The sequence below is a fragment of the Streptomyces musisoli genome (genome assembly GCF_016741855.1).
Taxonomy (GTDB): domain Bacteria; phylum Actinomycetota; class Actinomycetes; order Streptomycetales; family Streptomycetaceae; genus Streptomyces; species Streptomyces musisoli.
On sequence record NZ_JAERRH010000010.1, the window covers coordinates 1 to 20,626 of the forward strand.

12 protein-coding genes are annotated in these 20,626 nt (G+C 73.9%); 7 read left to right on the plus strand and 5 right to left on the minus strand.

What is annotated here, in order from left to right; translation table 11 throughout:
• Positions 1-312: 312 nt before the first annotated feature.
• Entirely contained in the window at positions 313-861 is a 549-nt protein-coding gene (locus tag JK361_RS24655) for a MarR family winged helix-turn-helix transcriptional regulator (protein WP_201821849.1), read from the minus strand.
• 134 nt (positions 862-995) lie between these two features.
• On the opposite strand from JK361_RS24655, the gene JK361_RS24660 reads away from it, so the two are divergent.
• Positions 996-2,261, plus strand: coding sequence for an MFS transporter (locus tag JK361_RS24660; RefSeq protein ID WP_201822324.1), 1,266 nt, complete (start codon positions 996-998; stop codon positions 2,259-2,261).
• Between the two features lie 222 nt (positions 2,262-2,483).
• On the opposite strand, the gene JK361_RS24665 is transcribed toward JK361_RS24660, so the two are convergent.
• Together JK361_RS24665 and JK361_RS24670 are read right to left on the minus strand one after the other, a co-directional pair.
• A complete protein-coding gene (locus JK361_RS24665) occupies positions 2,484-4,136 on the minus strand; it encodes an ATP-binding SpoIIE family protein phosphatase (protein ID WP_201821851.1) in 1,653 nt (550 codons plus the stop codon).
• Between the two features lie 131 nt (positions 4,137-4,267).
• Positions 4,268-5,647, minus strand: a complete 1,380-nt coding sequence (locus JK361_RS24670; RefSeq protein ID WP_201821853.1) for an NAD(P)/FAD-dependent oxidoreductase — start codon at positions 5,645-5,647, stop codon at positions 4,268-4,270.
• A 375-nt stretch (positions 5,648-6,022) separates the two neighbouring features.
• On the opposite strand from JK361_RS24670, the gene JK361_RS24675 reads away from it, so the two are divergent.
• Positions 6,023-6,832 (plus strand): TetR/AcrR family transcriptional regulator, encoded by an 810-nt coding sequence (locus tag JK361_RS24675; RefSeq protein ID WP_201821855.1) that lies wholly within the window; start codon positions 6,023-6,025, stop codon positions 6,830-6,832.
• Positions 6,833-7,335: 503 nt separating this feature from the next.
• Entirely contained in the window at positions 7,336-9,279 is a 1,944-nt protein-coding gene (locus JK361_RS24680; RefSeq protein ID WP_201821857.1) for a sigma-70 family RNA polymerase sigma factor, read from the plus strand.
• Between the two features lie 10 nt (positions 9,280-9,289).
• Here JK361_RS24680 and JK361_RS24685 read toward each other — a convergent pair whose 3' ends face one another.
• Together JK361_RS24685 and JK361_RS24690 are read right to left on the minus strand one after the other, a co-directional pair.
• The gene (locus tag JK361_RS24685; protein ID WP_201821859.1) at positions 9,290-12,628 is read right to left on the minus strand and encodes an AfsR/SARP family transcriptional regulator; all 3,339 of its coding nucleotides are present in this window, start codon (positions 12,626-12,628) and stop codon (positions 9,290-9,292) included.
• A gap of 160 nt (positions 12,629-12,788) precedes the next feature.
• Positions 12,789-14,864 (minus strand): asparagine synthase-related protein, encoded by a 2,076-nt coding sequence (locus JK361_RS24690; protein WP_201821861.1) that lies wholly within the window; start codon positions 14,862-14,864, stop codon positions 12,789-12,791.
• 723 nt (positions 14,865-15,587) lie between these two features.
• On the opposite strand from JK361_RS24690, the gene JK361_RS24695 reads away from it, so the two are divergent.
• From JK361_RS24695 to JK361_RS24710, 4 genes are all read left to right on the plus strand, one after another.
• Entirely contained in the window at positions 15,588-17,012 is a 1,425-nt protein-coding gene (locus JK361_RS24695; RefSeq protein ID WP_201821862.1) for an NsdA family TPR-like regulatory protein, read from the plus strand.
• Between the two features lie 167 nt (positions 17,013-17,179).
• Positions 17,180-18,406, plus strand: a complete 1,227-nt coding sequence (lhgD, locus tag JK361_RS24700) for an L-2-hydroxyglutarate dehydrogenase (RefSeq protein ID WP_201821864.1) — start codon at positions 17,180-17,182, stop codon at positions 18,404-18,406.
• A 33-nt stretch (positions 18,407-18,439) separates the two neighbouring features.
• Entirely contained in the window at positions 18,440-19,267 is an 828-nt protein-coding gene (trmB, locus tag JK361_RS24705) for a tRNA (guanosine(46)-N7)-methyltransferase TrmB (RefSeq protein WP_201821866.1), read from the plus strand.
• Between the two features lie 41 nt (positions 19,268-19,308).
• Complete coding sequence (locus tag JK361_RS24710; RefSeq protein WP_201821868.1) at positions 19,309-20,625, plus strand: PrsW family intramembrane metalloprotease; 1,317 nt, start codon at positions 19,309-19,311, stop codon at positions 20,623-20,625.
• Position 20,626 lies beyond the last annotated feature (1 nt).

Genomic DNA, 20,626 nt, shown 5'->3' on the forward strand with positions numbered 1-20,626 from the left:
TGTCTGACCCCCAGTCAGCGGGGCTTGTCCTCCCGGCCGTTGGGCCGTTCCGACGTCTCAAACCTTAGCGGATCCGCTCGGCGATTCCCAATCGGGCCGCCGGGCTTCCATTCGAATTGAATTCGGGCACGCCGAATACAACCCGTCCGGGTGATCGTGCTGGTGGTGTGAGGGTTTGCCGCTCGAGGCGGCTGAGGTGCTACCGGAGAACCGTTACGGCTCGGCGGCAACCCGAAGAACTTTACGGATCGAGCCGGGGCGTGTCAACAGCCCCCTGTCAAGATCTTTTACCGGGGCTTCGGCCCGGCCCCTTCAGTCCAGGTCGCTGAGCCGGCCGCCGGCATCCGGCTGCGCGTGCTCCACCCTGCGCAGGAGCCGGGTCAGTACCTCGCCGAGCACCGCGCGCTCCACAGGAGTGAGGTCCTGGAGCAGGTCCTCCTCGAAGACCGTCGCCATGCGCATGGCCTCCAGCCACTTCTCACGACCTCCCGGGGTCAGCTCCACGATGACGCGGACGCGGTTCGACTCGTCGCGCTCCCGGGTAACCAGACCCTCCGCGACCATGCGGTCGATCCGGTGGGTCATCGCGGCCGGCGTGAGGCCGAGCCGCTTGGCCAGGTCGCTCGGGCCCATGCGGTAGGGCGCACCGGAGAGGACCAGCGCCTTGAGGACCTCCCACTCGGCGTTGCTGATGCCCAGGGCGGCGGTCTGACGGCCGTACGCCACGTTCATCCGGCGGTTCAGCCGGGACAGCGCCGACACGATCTTCTCGACCTGCGGGTCGAGGTCCTGGAACTCGCGCTGGTAGGCGGCGATCTGTTCTTCGAGTGTCGGCTCCGTGACGCCGCTGGTGTCGGCCATGGCCGCAGTATGGCACGCCACCCCTTTGCCTTGAAGTCCTCGACTGTGTACTCTTTAGCTTCGAAGTTTAGCTTTGAAGTCTTCAGGTCTAACTAGTGAGAGAGGTGAACGTGACCAGGGCGATGGGCGCAGCGATGCGCCGGATCCACGTGGGTAACGCACTCAGCGCGTTCGGGCTCGGCTTCACCGTCCCCTACCTGTACGTCTATGTGGCGCAGGTGCGGGGACTGGGAGCCATGACGGCGGGACTCGTGCTCGCTGTCTTCGCCGTGGCCGCGCTGATCGTGCTGCCGTTCGCCGGCCGGGCGATCGTGCGGCGCGGCCCGCTGCCGGTCCTGCTCGCCGCCCTGGTGACCGCCGCTCTCGGCGCACTGAGCCTCGGTCTGGCGGGCGGCGCCGCGACCGTGCTGCTGTCCGCGGCGGCGCTGGGTGCCGGGCAGGCCGTGATGCAGCCGGCGCTGGCCACGATGATCGTGGACTGCTCCACGGCGGACACGCGCTCGCGTGCGTTCGCGATGCAGTTCTTCCTTCAGAACCTGGGTCTCGGTGTCGGTGGCCTGATCGGCGGCCATCTCGTCGACACCACGCGCGTGGCCTCGTTCACGCTGCTGTTCGCGATCGAGGCGGCGATGTTCCTGCTGCTGGTCGTGGTGATGGCGACGGTGCGGATGCCGCACTCGCCGCGGATGGAGGACGCGCCGGGGACGTCGGCGAAGGGCAGCTGGAAGCGGCTGCTCGGGAACCGGGCGATGGTGCAGCTGTGCGTGCTGGGCTTCGTGCTCTTCTTCGCCTGCTACGGACAGTTCGAGTCCGGGCTGAGCGCCTACGGTGTGGAGGCCGCCGGGATATCGACCTCCGCCCTCGGGACGGCCCTGGCCGCGAACACCCTGATGATCGTGGTCGCCCAGTTCGCCGTGCTGAAGCTCGTGGAGCGGCGCCGGCGGTCCCGGGTCATCGCCGCGGTGGGGCTGATCTGGGCCGTGGCCTGGCTGGCCGCCGGGTACGCGGGGCTCGGCCACGGCAGCCAGGAGATGGCCACGGCCGCCTTCGTGTCGACGTACGCGCTGTTCGGGCTGGGCGAGGCGATGCTGTCGCCGACCGTCGCCCCGCTGGTCGCCGATCTGGCGCCGGAAGGCATGGCCGGGCAGTACAACTCGGCGTTCGCGCTGGTCAAACAGCTGGCGCTGGCGGTCGGTCCGGCGGTGGGCGGTCCCCTGGGCGCCTCGCTGCACGGGCCGTACATCGTGACCTTCCTGCTGTTCTCGCTGGGGATCACCTTCCTGGCGCTGTGGCTGGGCCGGGGGCTCACCGCGGTGCAGGACCGGCCCTGGCTGGCGCGCGGGACCCGGGTGGTCACGCGCGGCGGTGCTCCCGCGGAGCCGGTGGCCGCGGAGGCGTGACGTGGCGTTCCCCCGGGGAGCGCCCGGGGGGAGATGGCCGGTCGTGCGCGAGTTCCTGGCGCCCCTTTTCGGGGCGCCTTCGCGCGTTCAACGGGTGGCTGTGGCCAGGAGTGCGGTGAAGGGCAGGGTCGCCGTGTGGATCTCGTAGCCTCGGGGCCCGCGCTGCTGCGGTGTCCGTCCGCCGGGCGTGAGCCTCTCCGTGCTTCGCCGGTGTGGCACCGGTCAGTGCTGTGCCTTCGGCAGGACGAACTCGCACCACACCGCCTTGCCGCCGCCGGGGGTGCGGCGGCAGCCCCAGCTGGTCGCGATCGTCGCCACGATCGCGATGCCCCGGCCGGACTCGTCGCCGGGCTCGGCGCGGCGCCGTCTGGGCAGGTGGTCGTCGCCGTCGGTGACCTCGACGATGAGGCGGCGGTCGGTGCGGCGGAGTCTGAGCCGCATGGGCGGGGTGCCGTGCTGCAGGCTGTTGGCGACCAGTTCGCTGGTGGCGAGGACGCCGAGGTCGTGCAGTTCGGCGGGGAAGCGCCAGCTGGTGAGGACGCCGGAGGCGAAGGCACGCGCGCGGGGAGCCGCCTCGACGCCGCCGAGGAGTTCGAGGGCCGCGTTGCGGAAGAGGTCGCCGTCGGGGCCCGTGCGCGCCGGGTGCTGGAGGACCAGGACGGCCACGTCGTCGTCGTGGTCGGCGGTGACGCCGGCCGAGCGGACCAGGCGGTCGCAGACCACCTGCGGGGTGCCGGTGGCCCCGGCGAGGGCGGCTTCGAGCGCGGCGATGCCCTCGTCCAGGTCGGCGTCGCGGCGCTCGACCAGGCCGTCGGTGTAGAGGACGGCCGTGGAGCCGGGGCCCAGGGCGACGGAACCGGAGGCGTGCATCCAGCCGCCGGTGCCGAGCGGCGGGCCGGTGGGTTCGTCGGCGCGGGAGACCGTGCCGTTCTCGTCTCGGACCAGGATCGGCAGATGGCCGGCGGAGGCGTACACCAGGCGGCCCTCGTTGGGGTCGTGGACGGCGTAGACGCAGGTGGCGATCTGGTTGGCGTCGATCTCGGCGGCGAGGCCGTCGAGCAGCTGCAGCACCTCGTGCGGGGGCAGGTCGAGGCGGGCGTAGGCGCGGACGGCCGTGCGGAGCTGGCCCATGACGGCCGCGGCCCGCACGCCGCGTCCCATGACGTCGCCGATGACGAGGGCGGTCCGGCCGCCGCCGAGGGTGATCACGTCGTACCAGTCGCCGCCGACCGCGGCCTCGGTGCCGCCGGGCTGGTAGGTGGCGGCGATTCGCAGGTCGTCGGGCTGCTCCAGCTCCTGGGGCAGCAGGGAGCGCTGGAGGGTGACGGCGGTCTCGCGCTGGCGGCGCTCGCTGGCGCGGAGGCGTTCGGCGGCTTCGGCGTGGTCGGTGACGTCGGTGGCGAAGACCAGCACGCCGGCGTCGCGGTCGCCGTCCTCGGCCACGGGGGTGCAGGTGAACGTGTACGAGCGGCCGTCGACGGCCTTGCGGGACTTCAGGGTGCGGGGCTTTCCGCTGCGCAGCACCTGGTCGAGGAGCGGGAACAGGCCCAGTTCGGCGAGTTCGGGCAGTACGTCGTGGGCGGGGGCGCCGGTGGGACGGGCGCCGAAGGCCGCTGTGTAGGCGTCGTTGACGTAGGCGATGCGGTGGTCGGGGCCGTGGACCAGGGCGACGAGGGCCGGGACGCGGTCCAGCACGTCACGCGCGGGCAGTTCGTCGACGGCGGGCACCAGGGTTCTCTCGTCGGCGGCCTGTTCGGCGCGGGCCGCGGGCACGGAGCCGTCCCCCCGCCGGTCCGGTGGGACCGGGGTATCGGTCCGCGCGGCGGCGCGGCGCTGCGTTCCGGGAAGACGGGCGCTCCAGCGCGTGAAGTTCACTGTGGGGAAAGCCTCGTGGGTGCGTTGGGCGGGCGGGTGACCCGTCCGAGGACGTGGGGCAGTCTGGCAGGGTCCGGGCCGCGGCGACATCCGTCAGACGCATCGGCGGTCCGTGGAGTTCCTGGGTCCGGTCAGGACGACCCCTTCGGGTCGTCGGAGGGGCTGTGAGGAGGCTTTCCACCGGCCGCCAGTTCGAACTCCGCTCGTGGGTGTTCGAGTGAGCCGAGCGAGACGATCTCCCGTTTGAAGAGGCCTGCGAGGGTCCATTCGGCGAGCACCCGGGCCTTGCGGTTGACGGTGGGCACCCTGCTGAGGTGGTACACGCGGTGCATGAACCAGGCAGGGTAGCCCTTCAGCTTGCGTCCGTAGACCTGGGCGACGCCCTTGTGCAGGCCGAGGGAGGCGACGGAGCCGACGTACTTGTGCGCGTACGTCTGGAGGGGCTCGCCGCGCAGGGCGTGCACGATGTTGTCGCCGAGGACCTTGGCCTGGCGGACCGCGTGCTGGGCGTTGGGGGCGGTCTCGGTGCCGGGTTCGGCGGCCGTGACGTCGGGTACGGCGGCGGCGTCGCCCGCGGCCCAGGCGTGCTCGGTGCCGTCGAGGGTCAGCTGGGCCGTGCACCGGAGCCGGCCGCGGTCGGTGCGCGGCAGGTCGGTCGCGTCGAGCAGCGGGTGCGGTTTGACCCCGGCGGTCCACACGACCGTACGGGTCGGGAAGCGCTGGCCGTCGCTGAGGACGGCGACGCGGTCGGCGCAGGACTCCAGGCGGGTGTCCAGCAGCACCTGGATGTTGCGGCGGCGCAGCTGGGTGACGGTGTACCGGCCCATCTCCGGGCCGACCTCCGGGAGGATGCGGTCGCTGGCCTCCACGAGGACCCACTTCATGTCCTCGGGTCGGAGGTTGCGGTAGTAGCGCGCGGCGTAGCGCGCCATGTCCTCCAGTTCGCCGAGGGCCTCCACGCCCGCGTACCCGCCGCCGACGAAGACGAAGGTGAGGGCGGCGTCGCGGATCGCGGGGTCGCGGGTGGAGGACGCGATGTCCATCTGTTCGATGACGTGGTTGCGCAGGCCGATGGCCTCTTCGACGGTCTTGAACCCGATGCCGTACTCGGCGAGGCCGGGGATGGGCAGGGTGCGGGAGACCGAGCCGGGGGCGAGGACGAGTTCGTCGTAGCCGAGGAGTTCGGCGGTCCCGCCCTCCTCGGCGGTGGCGAGGGTGGTGACGGCGGCGGTGCGCACCGCGTGGTCGATGGACGTCACCTCGCCGACGACGACGTGGCACCGGTCCAGGACGCGGCGCAGTGGTACGACGACGTGGCGGGGGGAGATCGATCCCGCGGCGGCCTCGGGGAGGAACGGCTGGTACGTCATGTACGGGTCGGGAGTGACGACGGTGATGTCGACTTCGCCCCTCCTCAGCTCGGCCTTCAGCTTCCGCTGGAGACGCAGCGCCGTGTACATCCCGACGTAGCCGCCGCCGACAACCAGAATGCGCGCACGTTCCTTCACCATCCCATGACGCACCCGGCGCTGTTGTTTGTCCACAGCCCCGGCAATTTGTGTGACCGGCGGCCGGGTGTGCGCAGGGGCGGCCGGGATGTTCGTGCAGGACGAAAGGGGGCAGGTCAGCGGGTGCGGGCGACAAGGGGAGAAGGGACGGAATCGGGACGAACACGCCCCGTACTCCGATCGGGGGGCGCACTGTGCGGAACGTGCCCCTTCTGAATTGACCCCCACTCAACTATGTTCGTCTGTCGACGGAGTGTAGGGAATGTGGTCGAACGGGTCCGCGACGGGCGGGTTCGGTCGGGACCGATGCCAGTTCCGCGCACTTCGGCTTCAGTGACGGGGAGTCTCCGGGGGGAGACGTCATTACCGGGGGAAAGCATGCATCTTCAGGACACCCATTGGGCATCTGCGGGCGCCGTCGCGTCCGGTGGCAAGGTGATGGGCTCGACGGCGGGCAACGGACGTGCGGACGCGGCGCGTACGACTCCGCTGCGGGTGGACGCACAGCGCAATCTGGAGCACGTGCTGCGTGCGGCGCGTGAGGTGTTCGGCGAGCTGGGGTACGGCGCGCCGATGGAGGACGTGGCGCGGCGCGCCCGGGTCGGGGTCGGCACGGTGTACCGGCGCTTCCCGAGCAAGGACGTGCTGGTCCGGCGGATCGCGGAGGAGGAGACGGCACGGCTGACCGAGCAGGCGCGGACGGCGCTCGGTCAGGAGGACGAGCCGTGGTCGGCGCTGTCTCGGTTCCTGCGGACGTCCGTGGCGTCGGGGGCGGGGCGGTTGCTGCCGCCGCAGGTGCTGCGGGTCGGCTCCGCCGGTTCGGCCGAGGAGGGCGCCGCGGAGACGACCGGTTCGGCCGGGGCCCTCGCCGGTTCCGCCGGTTCCGTCGAGGAGGCTCGGGTGCCTCAGCAGCGGCTTCAGCCGGGTGGTGCCGAGCTGCGGCTGGTGGCGGACGAGGCCGCGACGGTGGCCGACGACGCCGGGGCCGGGGCGCTGCTCGATGTGGTCGGGCAGTTGGTGGACCGGGCGCGGGAGGCCGGTGAGCTGCGGACGGACGTGTCCGTGGGGGATGTGCTGCTCGTGATCGCCACGGCGGCGCCGTCCCTGCCGGATGCGGCGCAGCAGGCGGCCGCGTCCGCGCGGCTTTTGGACATTCTGCTGGAGGGGCTTCGGTCTCGGCCGGCGTAGGTATCGGCGCGGCCGGCTTCGGCGTCGCCCGCCTCGGCTTCGCCCTCGCCGGAGATTCCGTTCTCCCACCCGCACCCACCGCTGCGAGTCCACGGCCGGGTGCGGGTGGCCCCCGCGGGGCGTACTCGCCGTCGGCGGGTGCGGGTGGACCTGCTCGGCGCGTTGCCGTCAGTGCGTGCGGGTGAGCCCTTAAGGGGTGTTCACCGTCGGCGGGTGCGGGTGGGCCCCACGTGGCGCGTTGCCGTCGGCGGGTGCGGGTGGGCCCCACGTGGCGCGTTGCCGTCGGTGCGTGCGGGGGCCCGTAGGGGTGTTCACCGTCGGCGGTGCGGGTCGGCCCCACGTGGCGCGTTCGCCGTGGGTTGTTCGAGGGGCGTTCGGGGCGTTTCGGGGTAAGTCCGCTCGGATGGGTGGATGCGGTGCGCGGGGGGTCCTTTGCGAAAACGCGTTGTGGCACTCTGAGCCGGTGACGGGTTGGGCTGGGCCGGTGTCGGGGGCTGTCCGCGATGAGGGTTGACGGGTGGGGCGGGTCACGCGATGACGACGGTGCCGCGGAGACCCGCGGGCTGACCTCACCTCAGGTACCGCAGCAGGGCGGCCGCCAGGCGTCCTCCGGCCCCTCGGGTGCGCCCGACGAGAGCGTGCCGGCCCAGCGTGGGGGAAGCGTGCTGCCGCCGCCCCGGGAGCTGCCGCCCGCCGACGGTGAGCTGATCGCGCGGATGCGGGCCGGCGACGACTCGGCCTACGAGGAGCTGTACCGGCGGCATGCCGACGCGGTACGGCGCTACGCGCGGACCTGCTGCCGGGACGGCCACACCGCCGAGGACCTCACCGCCGAGGTGTTCGCCGGCATGCTCCAGGCGGTGCGCGGCGGATCCGGGCCCCGGCACGCCGTACGGGCCTATCTGCTGACCTCCGTACGGCGCGTCGCCGCACACTGGACGAAGTCCGCCCGCCGTGAGCAACTCGTCGACGACTTCGCCCTCTTCACCCAGCAGGCCGCGCGGGGCACGGAGGTGGCCGACGACGACCCGCTCGGTCTCGGCGCCGACGTGCGCGCCATGCACGAGGCCGAGCAGTCCATGGCCATGCGGGCCTTCCGCTCGCTGCCCGAGCGCTGGCAGGCCGTGCTGTGGCACACCGAGGTGGAGGACGAGTCCCCGAGCGAGGTGGCCGTCCTGTTCGGGCTGGACGCCAACGGCACCCGGGTGCTCGCCAGCCGTGCGCGCGAGGGACTGAAGCAGGCCTATCTCCAGGCCCACGTCAGCGACAGCCTCGTCCATGACGAGGAGTGCGCCCGCTACGCCGACCAGCTGGGCACCTACGCCCGCCGCAAGCTGCGCATCCGGGCCGAGCGGGGCCTGCGCAAACACCTGGAGGAGTGCGCCAGGTGCCGGCTGGCGGCGGCGCAGATCGAAGAGGTCGCGAGCGGTATCCCCGGTGTCGTCCCGGTCGCGGTCATCGGCTGGTTCGGGGCCGCCGGATACGCCAAGGCGCTCGGGATCGTGGCCGGCAGCGCCGGGGCCGGGGCCGTCGGAGCCGCCGCGGCCGGCGGGTCGTCGAGCGGGGCGGGCGGCGCGGGCGGGGCCGTGGCCTCCGAGGGGCTCGGGGCGCCGGTGAAGGCCGGCATCGCGGCCGGTGTGGTCGCGGTGGCCGCCGCCGCGGTCGCGCTGGCCCTGGTGAACGACGACCATCCGGCGAAGGAGACCGCCAAGCCGTCGCCGTCCGCGCCGGTCGTGCGGCCCGAGCCGCCGACGCCCCCGCCGCCGAGGCGCGATCCCTCGCCCGAGCCCGTGCCCCACGCCCCCGAACCGGCGTCGGCCCCGGCCCCGGCGGCGCTGACGTCCACCCCCACGCCGGCACCCACGCCGACGCCGACACCCACGCTCGCACCACCGTCCACACCGGCCCCCGCCCCCACCGCGAAGCCGGAGCCCCGGCCGACACCGACACCGACGCCGACGCCGACACCCACCCGGCCGCCCGTTCCTCCCCCCGCGCCCGCGCCCGCGCCCACCGTCTACGAGCTGAGCGACCTGCGCTTCGACGCCGTCGGCGACGGCACCGAGCCCGAGATCGCCCTGCACGAGAGCAGCTGGGTGTGGCAGCGGTACGGCATGTCGGTCGGCGGCAAACGGTACGGGCGCGGAGCCACCGTCCACGGCCGGTCGTCCGTCACCATCGCCCTCAACCGGCAGTGCACCGCGTACGACGCACTGGCCGGCGTGGACGACCTGACGCTCGGCCTGGGCAAGGTCTCCTTCTCCGTCTACGGCGACGGGGTCCCGCTGTGGCGGTCCGGCGTGGTCAAGGGCCGCGACCAGGCCGTCCCGGTCCATGTGAACCTCACCGGGCGGAGGACCGTACGGCTCGTCGCGGAACCGCACCGCGGCGCCTTCGACCGGGCGGCGCTGGCGGACTGGGCGGAGTCCCGGTTCACCTGCCGGTAGCGCCCCTCGCTCAGCCCTCGGCTGCCGGTGCTCCCGGCCGGCCGCCGGCGCCCGCCGTCGCGGCCCCCAGCTCCCGCAGGACGTCCGCCACACCGAGCGAGGCGCCCCGGGCGCACTCGGCGGCGTAGCGGTCGGCCGGGAGGGCCGCGCGGGCGCCGGCCCGCACCCGGGCGGCCACGGTGCGCTCCGGCTCGGGCCGCCGGCGTCCCTCGCGCCAGTGGTCCGCGGCGGCGAACAGCCGGATCGCACCCGGCAGTTCGCCGAGCCGTGCCAGCAGACCGGCCGCCACGTCCAGCAGACCGGCCGTGATCGACTCGGCGCACTGGTGGGCCGTGGCCTCACGCAGGGCGTCCGCCATGATCGGCAGCCCGTGCGCCGGACCCGACTCGGCGGCCGCGAGCAGCCCCTCGACCGTCCGCTGGACCGCCACGAACTGCGGCGGCGGGGTGCCGCCCCCGACTGCCGCGCGGGTCGCCTCGTACAGCTCGCGGGACCGGGCGGTCTCCCCGTCGTGGAGGGAGATGAGGGCACGCAGCAGCAGCACGAAGGCCCGTGACTCGGGCACCGCGAACCGGTCGGCGGCCGTCTCCGCCTCGTCCAGGGTGGCCATCGCGGCCTTCCGGTCGCCTCGGCGGTAGGAGATCTCGGCCAGCCGGGCGAGCAGGAACGGCGCCTCGGCGCTCGCGCCCACCTCGTAGGCGAGGCGCAGCGCCTCCTCGTACTCGCCGCGGGCCTCGTCGAACCGGCCGCGCGCCATGGCCGCCTCGCCGGCCGCGCTGCACACCTGCGCCCGCATCCAGCGGTCGCCGACGCGCCGGCTGAGGAGCCGCAGTTCGGCCAGGTCCTCGTCCACGCCCCGGAGGTTGCCGGGCGAGTCGACGGTCACGTGGGCGCGGTACATCAGGGCGACGCCGATCTCCCAGTCGTCGCCGTGTCTGCGGGCGTTGGCGACGGCCTGCGCCATGACCGGGCGGATGTCCACCGGACCGCCCAGGTAGTAGGTGGTCAGCGGCCAGACGATGCCCGGGAAGCGGGCGGCCGGGGCACCGCCGCGCTCGTACGCGGCCCGCAGGCGGGCGATGTACTCCGGGGCCCGCTCGTCGGCCGCGAGGTTGTCGGTGTTCGACTCGGAGGTCAGGAACAGGTCGAGCATGCGCAGGTCCGTCCGCAGCTCGGCCAGCGGATGTCCGGCCTGGCCGTCGGGGTCGGCGAGGAAGGCGCCCACCGGGTCGGCGCGGTCCACCGCGGCCCGCAGGCCGGCGGCCGGCGTGCCCGCGGGCAGGGTGTCCAGGGCGACGCCGAGGCGGAGCGTCAGCCGGACCCAGGCCACCCCTTCCTGACGGTGGTTGCGCAGCCACCAGAACCAGCCGATGGCCAGGACGACGGCGGCCGCCTCCGCCTCGTCCCCGGCGCGCACCGCCCGGTCCAGGGCCGCGCGGATGTTGTCCAGCTCGGTCTCCAGGCGGGAGAACCAGGGGAGCTGGGCCGCCGACCGCAGCTGCGGCTCTGCCTCCTCCACCAGCGACCGCGCCCACGCGCGGTGGCGTCGCTCCGCCGCCGCGCGCAGTCCGGGGGTCTCGGCCGCGCGCTCGGTGGCGTACTCGTGGATGGTCTCCAGCATCCGGTAGCGCATGCCTGAGCCGGCGGCGGTGCCGTCCGGGGCGGCGACGACGAGGGACTTGTCGACCAGCGCGCCGATCAGGTCCGCGGCGGGGCCGGTGCACACGGCCTCGGCCGCCACGAGGTCCCAGCCGCCGGCGAACACCGACACCTCGCGCAGCACCGTGCGCTCCTGCTCGTCCAGCAGGTCCCAGGACCAGTCGACGACCGCGCGCAGGGTCTGCTGGCGGGGCAGGACCGTGCGGCTTCCGGAGGTGAGCAGGCGGAAGCGGTCGTCGAGGCGGTCGGCGATCTGCCGTGGGGTCAGCAGCCTGAGCCGGGCCGCGGCCAGTTCGATGGCGAGCGGCAGTCCGTCCAGGCGGCGGCAGATCTCCGCCACGGCCACGGTGTCGCCGAGCACCGCGTCGGCGTCGGGGCGGACGGCCTGCGCGCGCTCGGTGAAGAGGCGGTGCGCCTGCTCCGGGACGAGGGGTTCGACCGGGCGCACCGACTCCCCGGCGACGCCCAGGGGTTCGCGGCTGGTCGCGAGGATCGTGAGCCCGGGGCAGCGGGTGAGGAGGGTCTCGGCGAGGGCGGCCGCCGCGTCGATGACGTGCTCGCAGTTGTCGAGGATCAGGAGTTGGCTGCGCGCCGCGCAGTACTCGATGAGCAGGGCGGTGGGGTCGGCCTGCGAGGTCGCCAGCTCGTTGGTCAGCAGCGCGGTCTCGCGCAGACCGAGCGCGCTGACCACCGCGCCGGGGACCGCCTCCGGCCGGTCGAGCGGGGCCAGCTCGATCAGCCAGGCCGAGGGGAGCGCCGCGGCGGCCTCCTCGGCGAGGCGGGTCTTTCCCGAGCCGCCCGGTCCGGTGAGCGTGACCAGGCGGGCCCTGTGCAAGTCGGAACGAATGGCCTCGAGTTCCGGTTCCCGCCCGACGAAGGACGTCAGACGGGGGCGGAGGTTTCCGCTGCGCTCGGGGCGCGGGGCGCAGGGCACCGGTGCCGGGCGGGCGGGTGGCGCCGGGGGTGCCGGTGCCTCCTGTTTCAGCAACGACGCGTGCAGGGCCTGGAGTTCCGGCCCGGGGTCGGTGCCGAGGGTGTCGGCGAGGGTGCGGCGGGCGGACTCGTAGGCGGCGAGGGCGTCGGCCGGGCGGCCGGTGTCGCGCAGGGCGCGGATGAGGAGGACGTGCAGGGACTCGTCGTACGGGTGGGCGGTGGTCAGTTCCCGCAGCTCCGGTACGGCCTCCTGGGCGCGGCCGAGGGCGAGGGCCGCGGTGGCGCGGGCGCGGGTCGCCTCCAGGCGCAGGGCCTCGGGGCGGGTGGCCGCGGTGCGGTCGGGGAGGTCGGCGAGAGCGGGTCCGTGCCAGAGGGACAGGGCCTCGGTGAGGGTGCGGTGGGCGGTCGCCGGGTCGCCGGTGGTGAGGGCGGTGGTGCCGGTGTGGGTGAGCCGCTCGAAGACGTGGAGGTCGACGTCCTCCTCGGTGGCTTCGAGGCGGTAGCCGCCCGGGGTGGAGGTGACGGCGTGTCTGCCGAGGGCGCGGCGGAGGCGGCCGACGAGGGCCTGGAGGGCGGCCGGGGCGTCCTGGGGCGGGTCGTCCGCCCAGATCTCGTCGATGAGGGTGTCGGGGGTTGTGGTGCGGCCGGGGCGGAGGGCCAGGGCGGCGAGGAGCGTACGGAGGCGCTGGCCGCCGAGGGGCAGGGCACTGCCCTGGTCGTCCGCTGCTTGGGCTACGCCCAGGATTCTGTACCGCACCCGGCCATTGTCGCGGTGGGTACGGGATGGGGGCACGGGGGTTTCGAAGGGACGCGAGGAACCGCGCGACCAGCCACGACGAACCCGCACCCGGCCGACGGCCCCGCAGACCTCCGGCACCGCGCCCCCGTCGGCCCCGCAACCGCCGCCCCCGTCGGCCTCACGCCCCCGGCGTCAGCGCGCTTCTTCTCGGCTGGATTCCGGACGGCACCGCGCGGGAGCGGGTGGCGGTGCCCGTCCAGCACGTGCCCCGCCGGGAAAGAAGGCGGCGGAGCCAGAGTTCGAGGGAGATGAGGTCGGCCAGCCCGTCCAGCGGCAGGGGCTCGCCGGCCGCGGCGGACCGCACGGCCTTGCGGATGACGCGGGCCTCCACGAGCCCGGCATCGGCCAGGAGTGGCGTCGCGAAGAGGTCCAGGATCGGATCGGCCGCGACGCGCAGGCCCGCGCGCGCGGCGGCCGCCGAGGAGGCGTGGGAGGGGGCGCCCCAGCCGGAGGGGAGGTCGGTGACGCCCGCCCCCTCCAGGACCGTACGGAGGATGGCGGCGCGTGCGCCGGGCTGGACGCGCAGGGCCTCGGGCAGGTCACGGCAGGCGCGGACGACCTGGTTGTCGAGGAACGGCGCGTGCAGGCGCTGGGAACGGATCTCCACGGCCTGCTCCAGGACCCGGAGGTCGGCGGCGTGCCGGGCGAGCGCCGCACGCGCGCGATAGTCGCCGGGGCGCTGCACCCCGGTGCCGGAGCGATCGGCCTCCGCCTGGAGCAGAACCGATACTTCAGCCAGTGCCTCCCCTGTCAGCCACCCCGCGGCGGGCCCGGGTCTGGCCCAGGTCAGCGCGGCGAGGGAAGCGCCGACCGCCCCCTTGGGCTCGTCGAAGCGGCGCCGCATCAGCCGCTCGGCCAGCACCTCCAGGCCCGACCGGTAGGGGGTGCGGGCCAGGCGCCGGGCCGCACCGTACACGCGCGCGGGGACCATCACCGAGCCGTCGGCGCGGGCGAGCGCGGCGACCGGCCGGACCAGGTGGCGCCGCCGTCGGTCCACCAGCAGGTCGGCGAGCCGGGCGGGGTGGGCGTCCAGGACCTGGCGTGCGCCCTGACCGGTGAAGTGGTCGGCGCTGCCGGCGGCGAGCCGCGCCCGGTGCCGGGCCGCCTGCACCAGGGAGGGCCCCGGTTCGTCGGTCAGGGGGCCGTCGAGGTCGGCGTACGGCAGGGTCTCCTCCCCGCCGGTGACCACGACGTGGTGCAGACGGGGGTTGGCGGCCAGGGCTCCGGCGCGCTCGAGTTCGGCCTCCCGGCCGGCCACGGCCAGGTCGTTGAAGGTGACGGCGAGGAGGCGCTCGCCGGCGCCCGTGCCATGGCCGAGGAGCGTTCCGGGCCTGCCGGGCAGCCCGGCGGCCAGCAGCGCGAGGGTGCCGGACGCGGGACCGCCGGACAGGTCGGCGCCGATGCCGGGGACCGGCATCCCGCGCGCGGCCCGCCGTTCGGCCGGCCCCATGCCGGGTACCGGTCCGGGGTCCAGGTCGGGCACGTGCCGGGGTGCCGCGAGCCGGGTGCGGACCGCCTCGACGAGGGCGTCCCGTACGGCGTCCACGGCGCGGTCGGGGTCGGCCGGGGGCGCCGCCACGGCGAGGGAGGCGACCGGCTCGAATCCGACGATCTCGCGTGCCCCGGCGCGCAGCACCAGTGCATGCCCTGGCGGAATGCGCCGTACGCCTTCGTACGGGGTGGTGTCGCGCAGCGCGGCCGGCACGTCCGGGGCGGCGAGCAGGGCCGCGAGGTGGGTGAAGTCGAGGTTGGACTCGATGAGGTCGGCGAGGGGAAGTGCGGCGGTGGCGTAGGCCGTGCCGCCGGCCCAGGGGGTGTGGAACACCGGCCGGGCGCCCGCCAGATCACCGCAGACGGTGATGCGGCGGCCGGCCTGGACGACGGCCGTGTAGCTGCCGGACCAGGTGGTCAGGTGGCGCACCGCGCCCCCGCGCGCGGTGACCAGGCCGCGCCGCAGCTCCTCGTCGCTCGCGCCGCAGATGCCGAGGACGGCGATCCGGTGCTCCGCGTCGGCGTGCACCACGCGCACCTCGTCCGGGCGCCAGTCGCCGACGGCCCACAGGGGATCGGGGTCGCCCCACAGGAGTTGGGAGCCGACCGGATGCAGTGTCTCGCCGTCGTACCCGACGGCTCCCGCGGATCCGATCCCGGCGGCGCCCGCGGCGGTGCTGCTCCACCCCACCAACCACCGCATCGACGCCTCCACAGGCTGTGGACCACCAGTGCACCGTACGAACCGGACCCCATGCTGCCATGAAGGGAACGTCGGAGAGGCGCGGTGGCACCGCCTTCGATCGAGGGAAGTTCGCGGCGCGGGCCGGGGAGGCCGACGGCCGACGGGCGCGGGCCGGTGGGACCCGGCGGGGACGGCACTTGAGGGGCACGGCTCGAATGCGCCCCCAATGCGCTCCCCCAAAACTCCCTTCGCGCCCTCAAGTTGCATGGTCGGAGCGGAAATCCACCGCACTCAGGGGGGTCGATTTTCGGCCAAATCAGTGGCGGGCCACCGGATTTGAGCACGCTCCGTACAGGACCGCGGAGTACGTGACGGCCTCCGCAAGCGCACAGTCCGGGAGGCGGGTGACGCCTCCCGGACCGGTCCGCCACCCGCGGGGATGAAGGTGGCGGTGTCCCCCAGCCCACTGGATCCAGTACAGCGGGCCGACCCACGCATGAGCCATGGAACCGCTCCCCGGATGGCCGGAGAAGAGCGCACGGGCGGGCGCACGGCCACACGGCCGGGGGCACGGGGCGACAGGCCGTGCACGGTGCGTACAGGGCACGGCTTCCGTACGGACCACAATCCCGCCAACCGGAACAATGCCCCTTAACGCTTGGGATGCGGCGAACTACGCTGGGTTTACGAATGCCGCGTGGTTATGCCAGAGCGGCAGCCGTCTGTGTCGAGGGGTGGCGCATGTCCAGGGAGCAACGCGGGCCGAACGAAAAGCTCGGCGCCGTTCTCGCCCTCGCGGGAATCAGCAACGCGGGACTCGCCCGGCGCGTCAACGACCTTGGCGCCCAACGCGGGTTGACGCTTCGCTACGACAAGACGTCCGTGGCGCGCTGGGTGTCGAAGGGCATGGTGCCGCAGGGTGCCGCGCCGCACCTCATCGCCGCCGCCATCGGCCAGAAGCTCGGCCGGCCGGTGCCGCTCCACGAGATCGGCCTGGCGGACGCCGATCCCGCGCCCGAAGTGGGCCTCGCCTTCCCGAGAGACGTAGGACAGGCGGTGAAGTCGGCGACGGAGCTGTACCGTCTCGACCTCGCCGGGCGCCGGGCCGGCTCCGGCGGCATCTGGCAGTCCCTCGCCGGGTCGTTCGCAGTGAGCGCATACGCAACGCCTGCCTCACGATGGCTGATAACCCCCGCCGACAGCTCGGTCGCGCGGGAGGCGGGCTCCACCGAGGTATCCGGCGCACCGATCAAAGTCGGCCACAGCGACGTGCAGAAGCTGCGGGAGGCCGCCGAGGACGCCAGACGCTGGGACTCCAAGTACGGAGGCGGCGACTGGCGTTCGTCGATGGTGCCGGAGTGCCTGCGGGTGGAGGCGGCGCCGCTGCTGCTCGGCTCCTACTCCGACGAGGTCGGCCGCGCCCTGTTCGGGGCCTCGGCGGAACTCACCCGCCTCGCCGGCTGGATGGCCTTCGACACCGGCCAGCAGGAAGCCGCGCAGCGGTACTACATCCAGGCGCTGCGGCTCGCCCGTGCGGCGGCGGACGTCCCGCTGGGCGGCTATGTGCTGGCGTCCATGTCGCTCCAGGCGACGTACCGGGGGTTCGGGGACGAGGGGGTCGATCTCGCGCAGGCCGCCCTCGAGCGCAACCGGGGGCTGGCGACCGCCCGCACCATGAGCTTCTTCCGGCTGGTCGAGGCACGGGCACACGCGCGTGCGGGAGACGCGCAGGCCGCGGGCACGGCACTGAAGGCGGCCGAGGGCTGGCTGGAGCGGTCGCGCGAGGGGGACAACGACCCGTCGTGGCTCGGTTTCTACGGGTACGACCGGTTCGCCGCCGACGCGGCCGAGTGCTACCGCGATCTGAAGGCACCGCGGCAGGTCCGCCGGTTCACCGAGCAGGCGCTGTCGAAGCCGACGGAGGAGTTCGTGCGGTCGCACGGGCTGCGGTTGGTCGTCTCCGCCGTCGCCGAGCTGGAGTCCGGGAACCTGGACGCGGCGTGCGAGCAGGGGGTGCGGGCCGTGGAGGTGGCGGGGCGGATCTCGTCGGCGCGGACGACGGAGTACGTGAAGGACCTCCTGCACCGGCTGGAGCCCTACGGGGACGAGCCTCGGGTGGTGGAGCTGCGGGAGAGGGCCCGGCCGCTTCTCATGGCGCCGGCGTGAGGCCGGGCCCGGCGCCGGCCTTGCGGTGTCACCGGCGTGCGGCCGGGCCGGTGCCGGCCCGCGGGTGCGGGTACGTCGTGGTGGTTCGCGCCGTTCCCCGCACCTCTTGCGGTGCGCGGGTACCTTCCCGCGTTTGAAGCCACTGTCAGTGGCGCAGTGCACTATCGATGGCGGAGGTGGTGCAGGTGTGGGCCGGGGCGTACGACTGTGATGTGCTGGTGATCGGCGGGGGGATCGTCGGGCTGTCGACGGCGTACGCGATCACGCGGGCCGCGCCGGGGACGCGGGTGACCGTGCTGGAGAAGGAGCCCGGTCCGGCCCGGCACCAGACGGGACGCAACAGCGGGGTCATCCACAGCGGGATCTACTACCGCCCGGGCTCGCTCAAGGCGCGGTACGCGGTGCGGGGCGCCGCCGAGATGGTGAAGTTCTGCGCCGAGTACGGCATCGCGCACGCCGTCACCGGGAAGCTGATCGTCGCCACCGAGCGGGAGGAGCTGCCGCGGCTGCACGCGCTCGTGCAGCGGGGCCGGGAGAACGGCATTCCGGTGCGGGAGCTGGGGACCTCGCAGATCGCCGAGTACGAACCGGAGGTGCGGGGCCTCGCCGCCATACACGTCGGTACGACCGGCGTGTGCGACTTCGTGGGTGTCGCCCGGGAACTGGCGCGGGCGTCCGGGGCGGAGATCCGGTACGGCGCCCGGGTCGTACGGGTGGACCGGCGGGCGGACCGGGGCGTGGCCGTGCTCACCGAGGCCGGCGAGGTGGTCCGCGGCCGGGTGCTGGTGAACTGCGCCGGGCTGTACTGCGACGAGGTGGCCCGGCTGACCGGCGACGACCCCGAGGTGCGGATCGTGCCGTTCCGCGGGGAGTACTACGAGCTGGCGCGGCCCGAGCTGGTGCGCGGGCTGGTGTACCCGGTGCCGGACCCGGCGTTCCCGTTCCTCGGGGTGCATCTGACCCGGGGGATCGACGGGGGTGTGCACATCGGCCCCAACGCGGTGCCGGCACTGGCCCGCGAGGGATACGACTGGGGGGTCGTACGCCCCCGGGAGCTGGCCGGGACGGTGGCGTGGCCGGGATCGTGGGCCATCGCCCGCCGGCACTGGCGGTACGGGGCGGGCGAGCTGCACCGCTCGGTGTCGAAGGGGGCGTTCCTGGAGGCGGTGCGCAGACTGCTGCCCGGGGCGGAGGCCGCGGACCTGGTGCGGGCCCCGGCCGGGGTGCGGGCGCAGGCGGTGCTGCGCGACGGGACGCTGGTGGACGACTTCCTGATCCGGGAGGGGGCGCGGGCCGTGCATGTGCTGAACGCGCCCTCGCCGGCGGCCACCGCCTCGCTGCCGATCGGGCGCGAGATCGGGGGCCGGGCACTGGGGATGCTGGGGTCGCTGTAGCGGCCTGGCCGGACCCCTAAAATTGGGCTTACTGTGTCTGACTCCCTGAACACCCCCGACGCCCCGTCCCCGGCATCCCACGCCCCCGGTGTCTCCGTCCGCCACACCCGGGCCAAGGGGGAGCCGCGCTTCCCGGACGGGCCCAAGGCCGATCCCGCCGGCTCCCACTTCGAGCGGCGCATCCGGAGCTTCCAGCCGCGGCGGAGCCGGGTGACGGCCGGCCAGGCCGACGCGCTTCAGCGGCTGTGGCCCAAGTGGGGGCTGGACATCGACGGGCAGCGGGTGATCGACCTCGCCGAGCTGTTCGGGAACGACCGCCCGGTGGTCCTGGAGATCGGGTTCGGGATGGGCGAGGCCACCGCGCAGATGGCCGCGGGCGACCCGGACACCAATGTCCTGGCCGTCGACGTGCACACCCCCGGCCAGGGCAACCTGCTCAATCTGGCGGACCGCAACGGCCTGTCCAACGTCCGGGTGGGCAACGGCGACGCGATCATCCTGCTCCGGGAGATGCTCCGCCCGGACGCGCTGGACGGGCTGCGCGTCTACTTCCCCGATCCGTGGCCCAAGAAGCGGCACCACAAGCGGCGGCTCATCCAGCCCGAGTTCCTGACGCTGGCCGCGACCCGGCTGAGACCCGGTGCGCTCGTGCACTGCGCGACCGACTGGGAGCCGTACGCCGAGCAGATGCTGGACGTGCTCACCGCGCATCCCGACTTCGAGAACACCCAGGCGGACGGCGGTTTCGCGCCACGCCCGGAGTTCCGGCCGCTGACCCGTTTCGAGGGACAGGGACTGGACAAGGGACATGTGGTGAACGATCTGCTGTTCCGGCGCGTACCGCACAGCCAGGACCGATAATCCGATCAGCCCCTCGCACCGTCACCGTTAGGGTCGATGCCGTGGCCACCAGTCCTCCGTTCCCGACGTATCCCCCGCGCCCCGTCGACGGTGCGCTCCGCCACCCGCACTGGTGGCAGCGCAGGTGGGTGCGGTACGGAGCACTGAGTTCGCTGCTGGCGCTGTCCGGTCTGGTCATCCTCGCGCTCGTCCGGCGGCAGACCGGCACGGAGGGGTTCCTCGTCGGACTCGGGCTGGCCCTGCTGCCGGTGCCCTGGTTGATAGCCGCCTTCCGGTGGCTGGACCGGGTGGAGCCGGGACCCTGGCGGAACCTGGTGTTCTCCTTCGCCTGGGGGGCCTGTGCGGCGGCACTGATAGCCATCGTGGCCAACAGCTTCGCGACGAAGTGGATCGCGACCTCGACCGCGGACCCGTCCAGTGCCGACACCCTCGGCGCCACCGTGATAGCGCCGATCGTCGAGGAGTCCGCCAAGGCCGCCGCCGTGCTGCTGGTGTTCCTCTTCCGCAGGCGGGACTTCACCGGGATCGTGGACGGTGTGGTGATAGCGGGGGTCACCGCCACCGGGTTCGCGTTCACCGAGAACATCCTCTATCTCGGTACGGCCTTCGGGACCGACCAGCTCACCGGCGGCCGCGGCATCGCCTCCGTCACCGTCGCCACCTTCTTCGTGCGCATCGTGATGTCCCCGTTCGCGCACCCCCTGTTCACCGTGCTCACCGGCATCGGCTTCGGCGCCTCCGCGCTGGCCGCAGAGCGGCAGCACGTGCGGCGCGTCCTGCTGCCGCTCGGCGGACTGCTGCTCGCGATGGGCATGCACGCGTTCTGGAACGGCTCGGCCACCTTCGGCCAGTACGGCTTCTTCGCCGTCTACGGCGGGTTCATGGTGCCCGCGTTCGCGTTGCTGACCTGGCTCGCGATCTGGACCCGGCAGCGGGAGCTGCGGATCGTGCGGGCGGAACTGCCGGCGTACGTGCTGGCCGGATGGCTGGGGCCGGCCGAGCCGTTCGCGCTCGGGTCGATGCGGGCGAGGCGGATGGCCCGGGACTACGCCCGGCACCACCATGGGCGCCCCGCGGCCCGGGAGGTGGCGCGGTACGAGGGGTACGCCACCTCGCTCGCGTTCCTGCGGCAGCGCGGCCGCAAGGGGAAGGCCGGGGCCGGCTTCGTCGTGCGGGAGCGGGAGCTGCTGGACGAGCTGTGGCGGCGCCGGGAGGTGGCCCGGCCGGCGCTGGAGTACGCGGCGCGGGCGGCCGTGCCGGTCCGGCCGGTGTACACGGGGCCGGTGCCCATCGGGTACTGGCCGGCGCAGGGCTCCCCCGTGGTGGCGTATCCCGAGTACAACCCGTACCGGTCGTAAC

Coding starts and splice junctions, on each gene's coding strand:
- JK361_RS24655 (WP_201821849.1), bottom strand. CDS start 861: ATGGCCGACACCAGCGGCGTCACGGAGCCGACACTCGAAGAACAGATC.
- JK361_RS24660 (WP_201822324.1), top strand. CDS start 996: ATGCGCCGGATCCACGTGGGTAACGCACTCAGCGCGTTCGGGCTCGGC.
- JK361_RS24670 (WP_201821853.1), bottom strand. CDS start 5,647: ATGGTGAAGGAACGTGCGCGCATTCTGGTTGTCGGCGGCGGCTACGTC.
- JK361_RS24675 (WP_201821855.1), top strand. CDS start 6,023: ATGCATCTTCAGGACACCCATTGGGCATCTGCGGGCGCCGTCGCGTCC.
- JK361_RS24680 (WP_201821857.1), top strand. CDS start 7,336: ATGAGGGTTGACGGGTGGGGCGGGTCACGCGATGACGACGGTGCCGCG.
- JK361_RS24690 (WP_201821861.1), bottom strand. CDS start 14,864: ATGCGGTGGTTGGTGGGGTGGAGCAGCACCGCCGCGGGCGCCGCCGGG.
- JK361_RS24695 (WP_201821862.1), top strand. CDS start 15,588: ATGTCCAGGGAGCAACGCGGGCCGAACGAAAAGCTCGGCGCCGTTCTC.
- lhgD (WP_201821864.1), top strand. CDS start 17,180: ATGGCGGAGGTGGTGCAGGTGTGGGCCGGGGCGTACGACTGTGATGTG.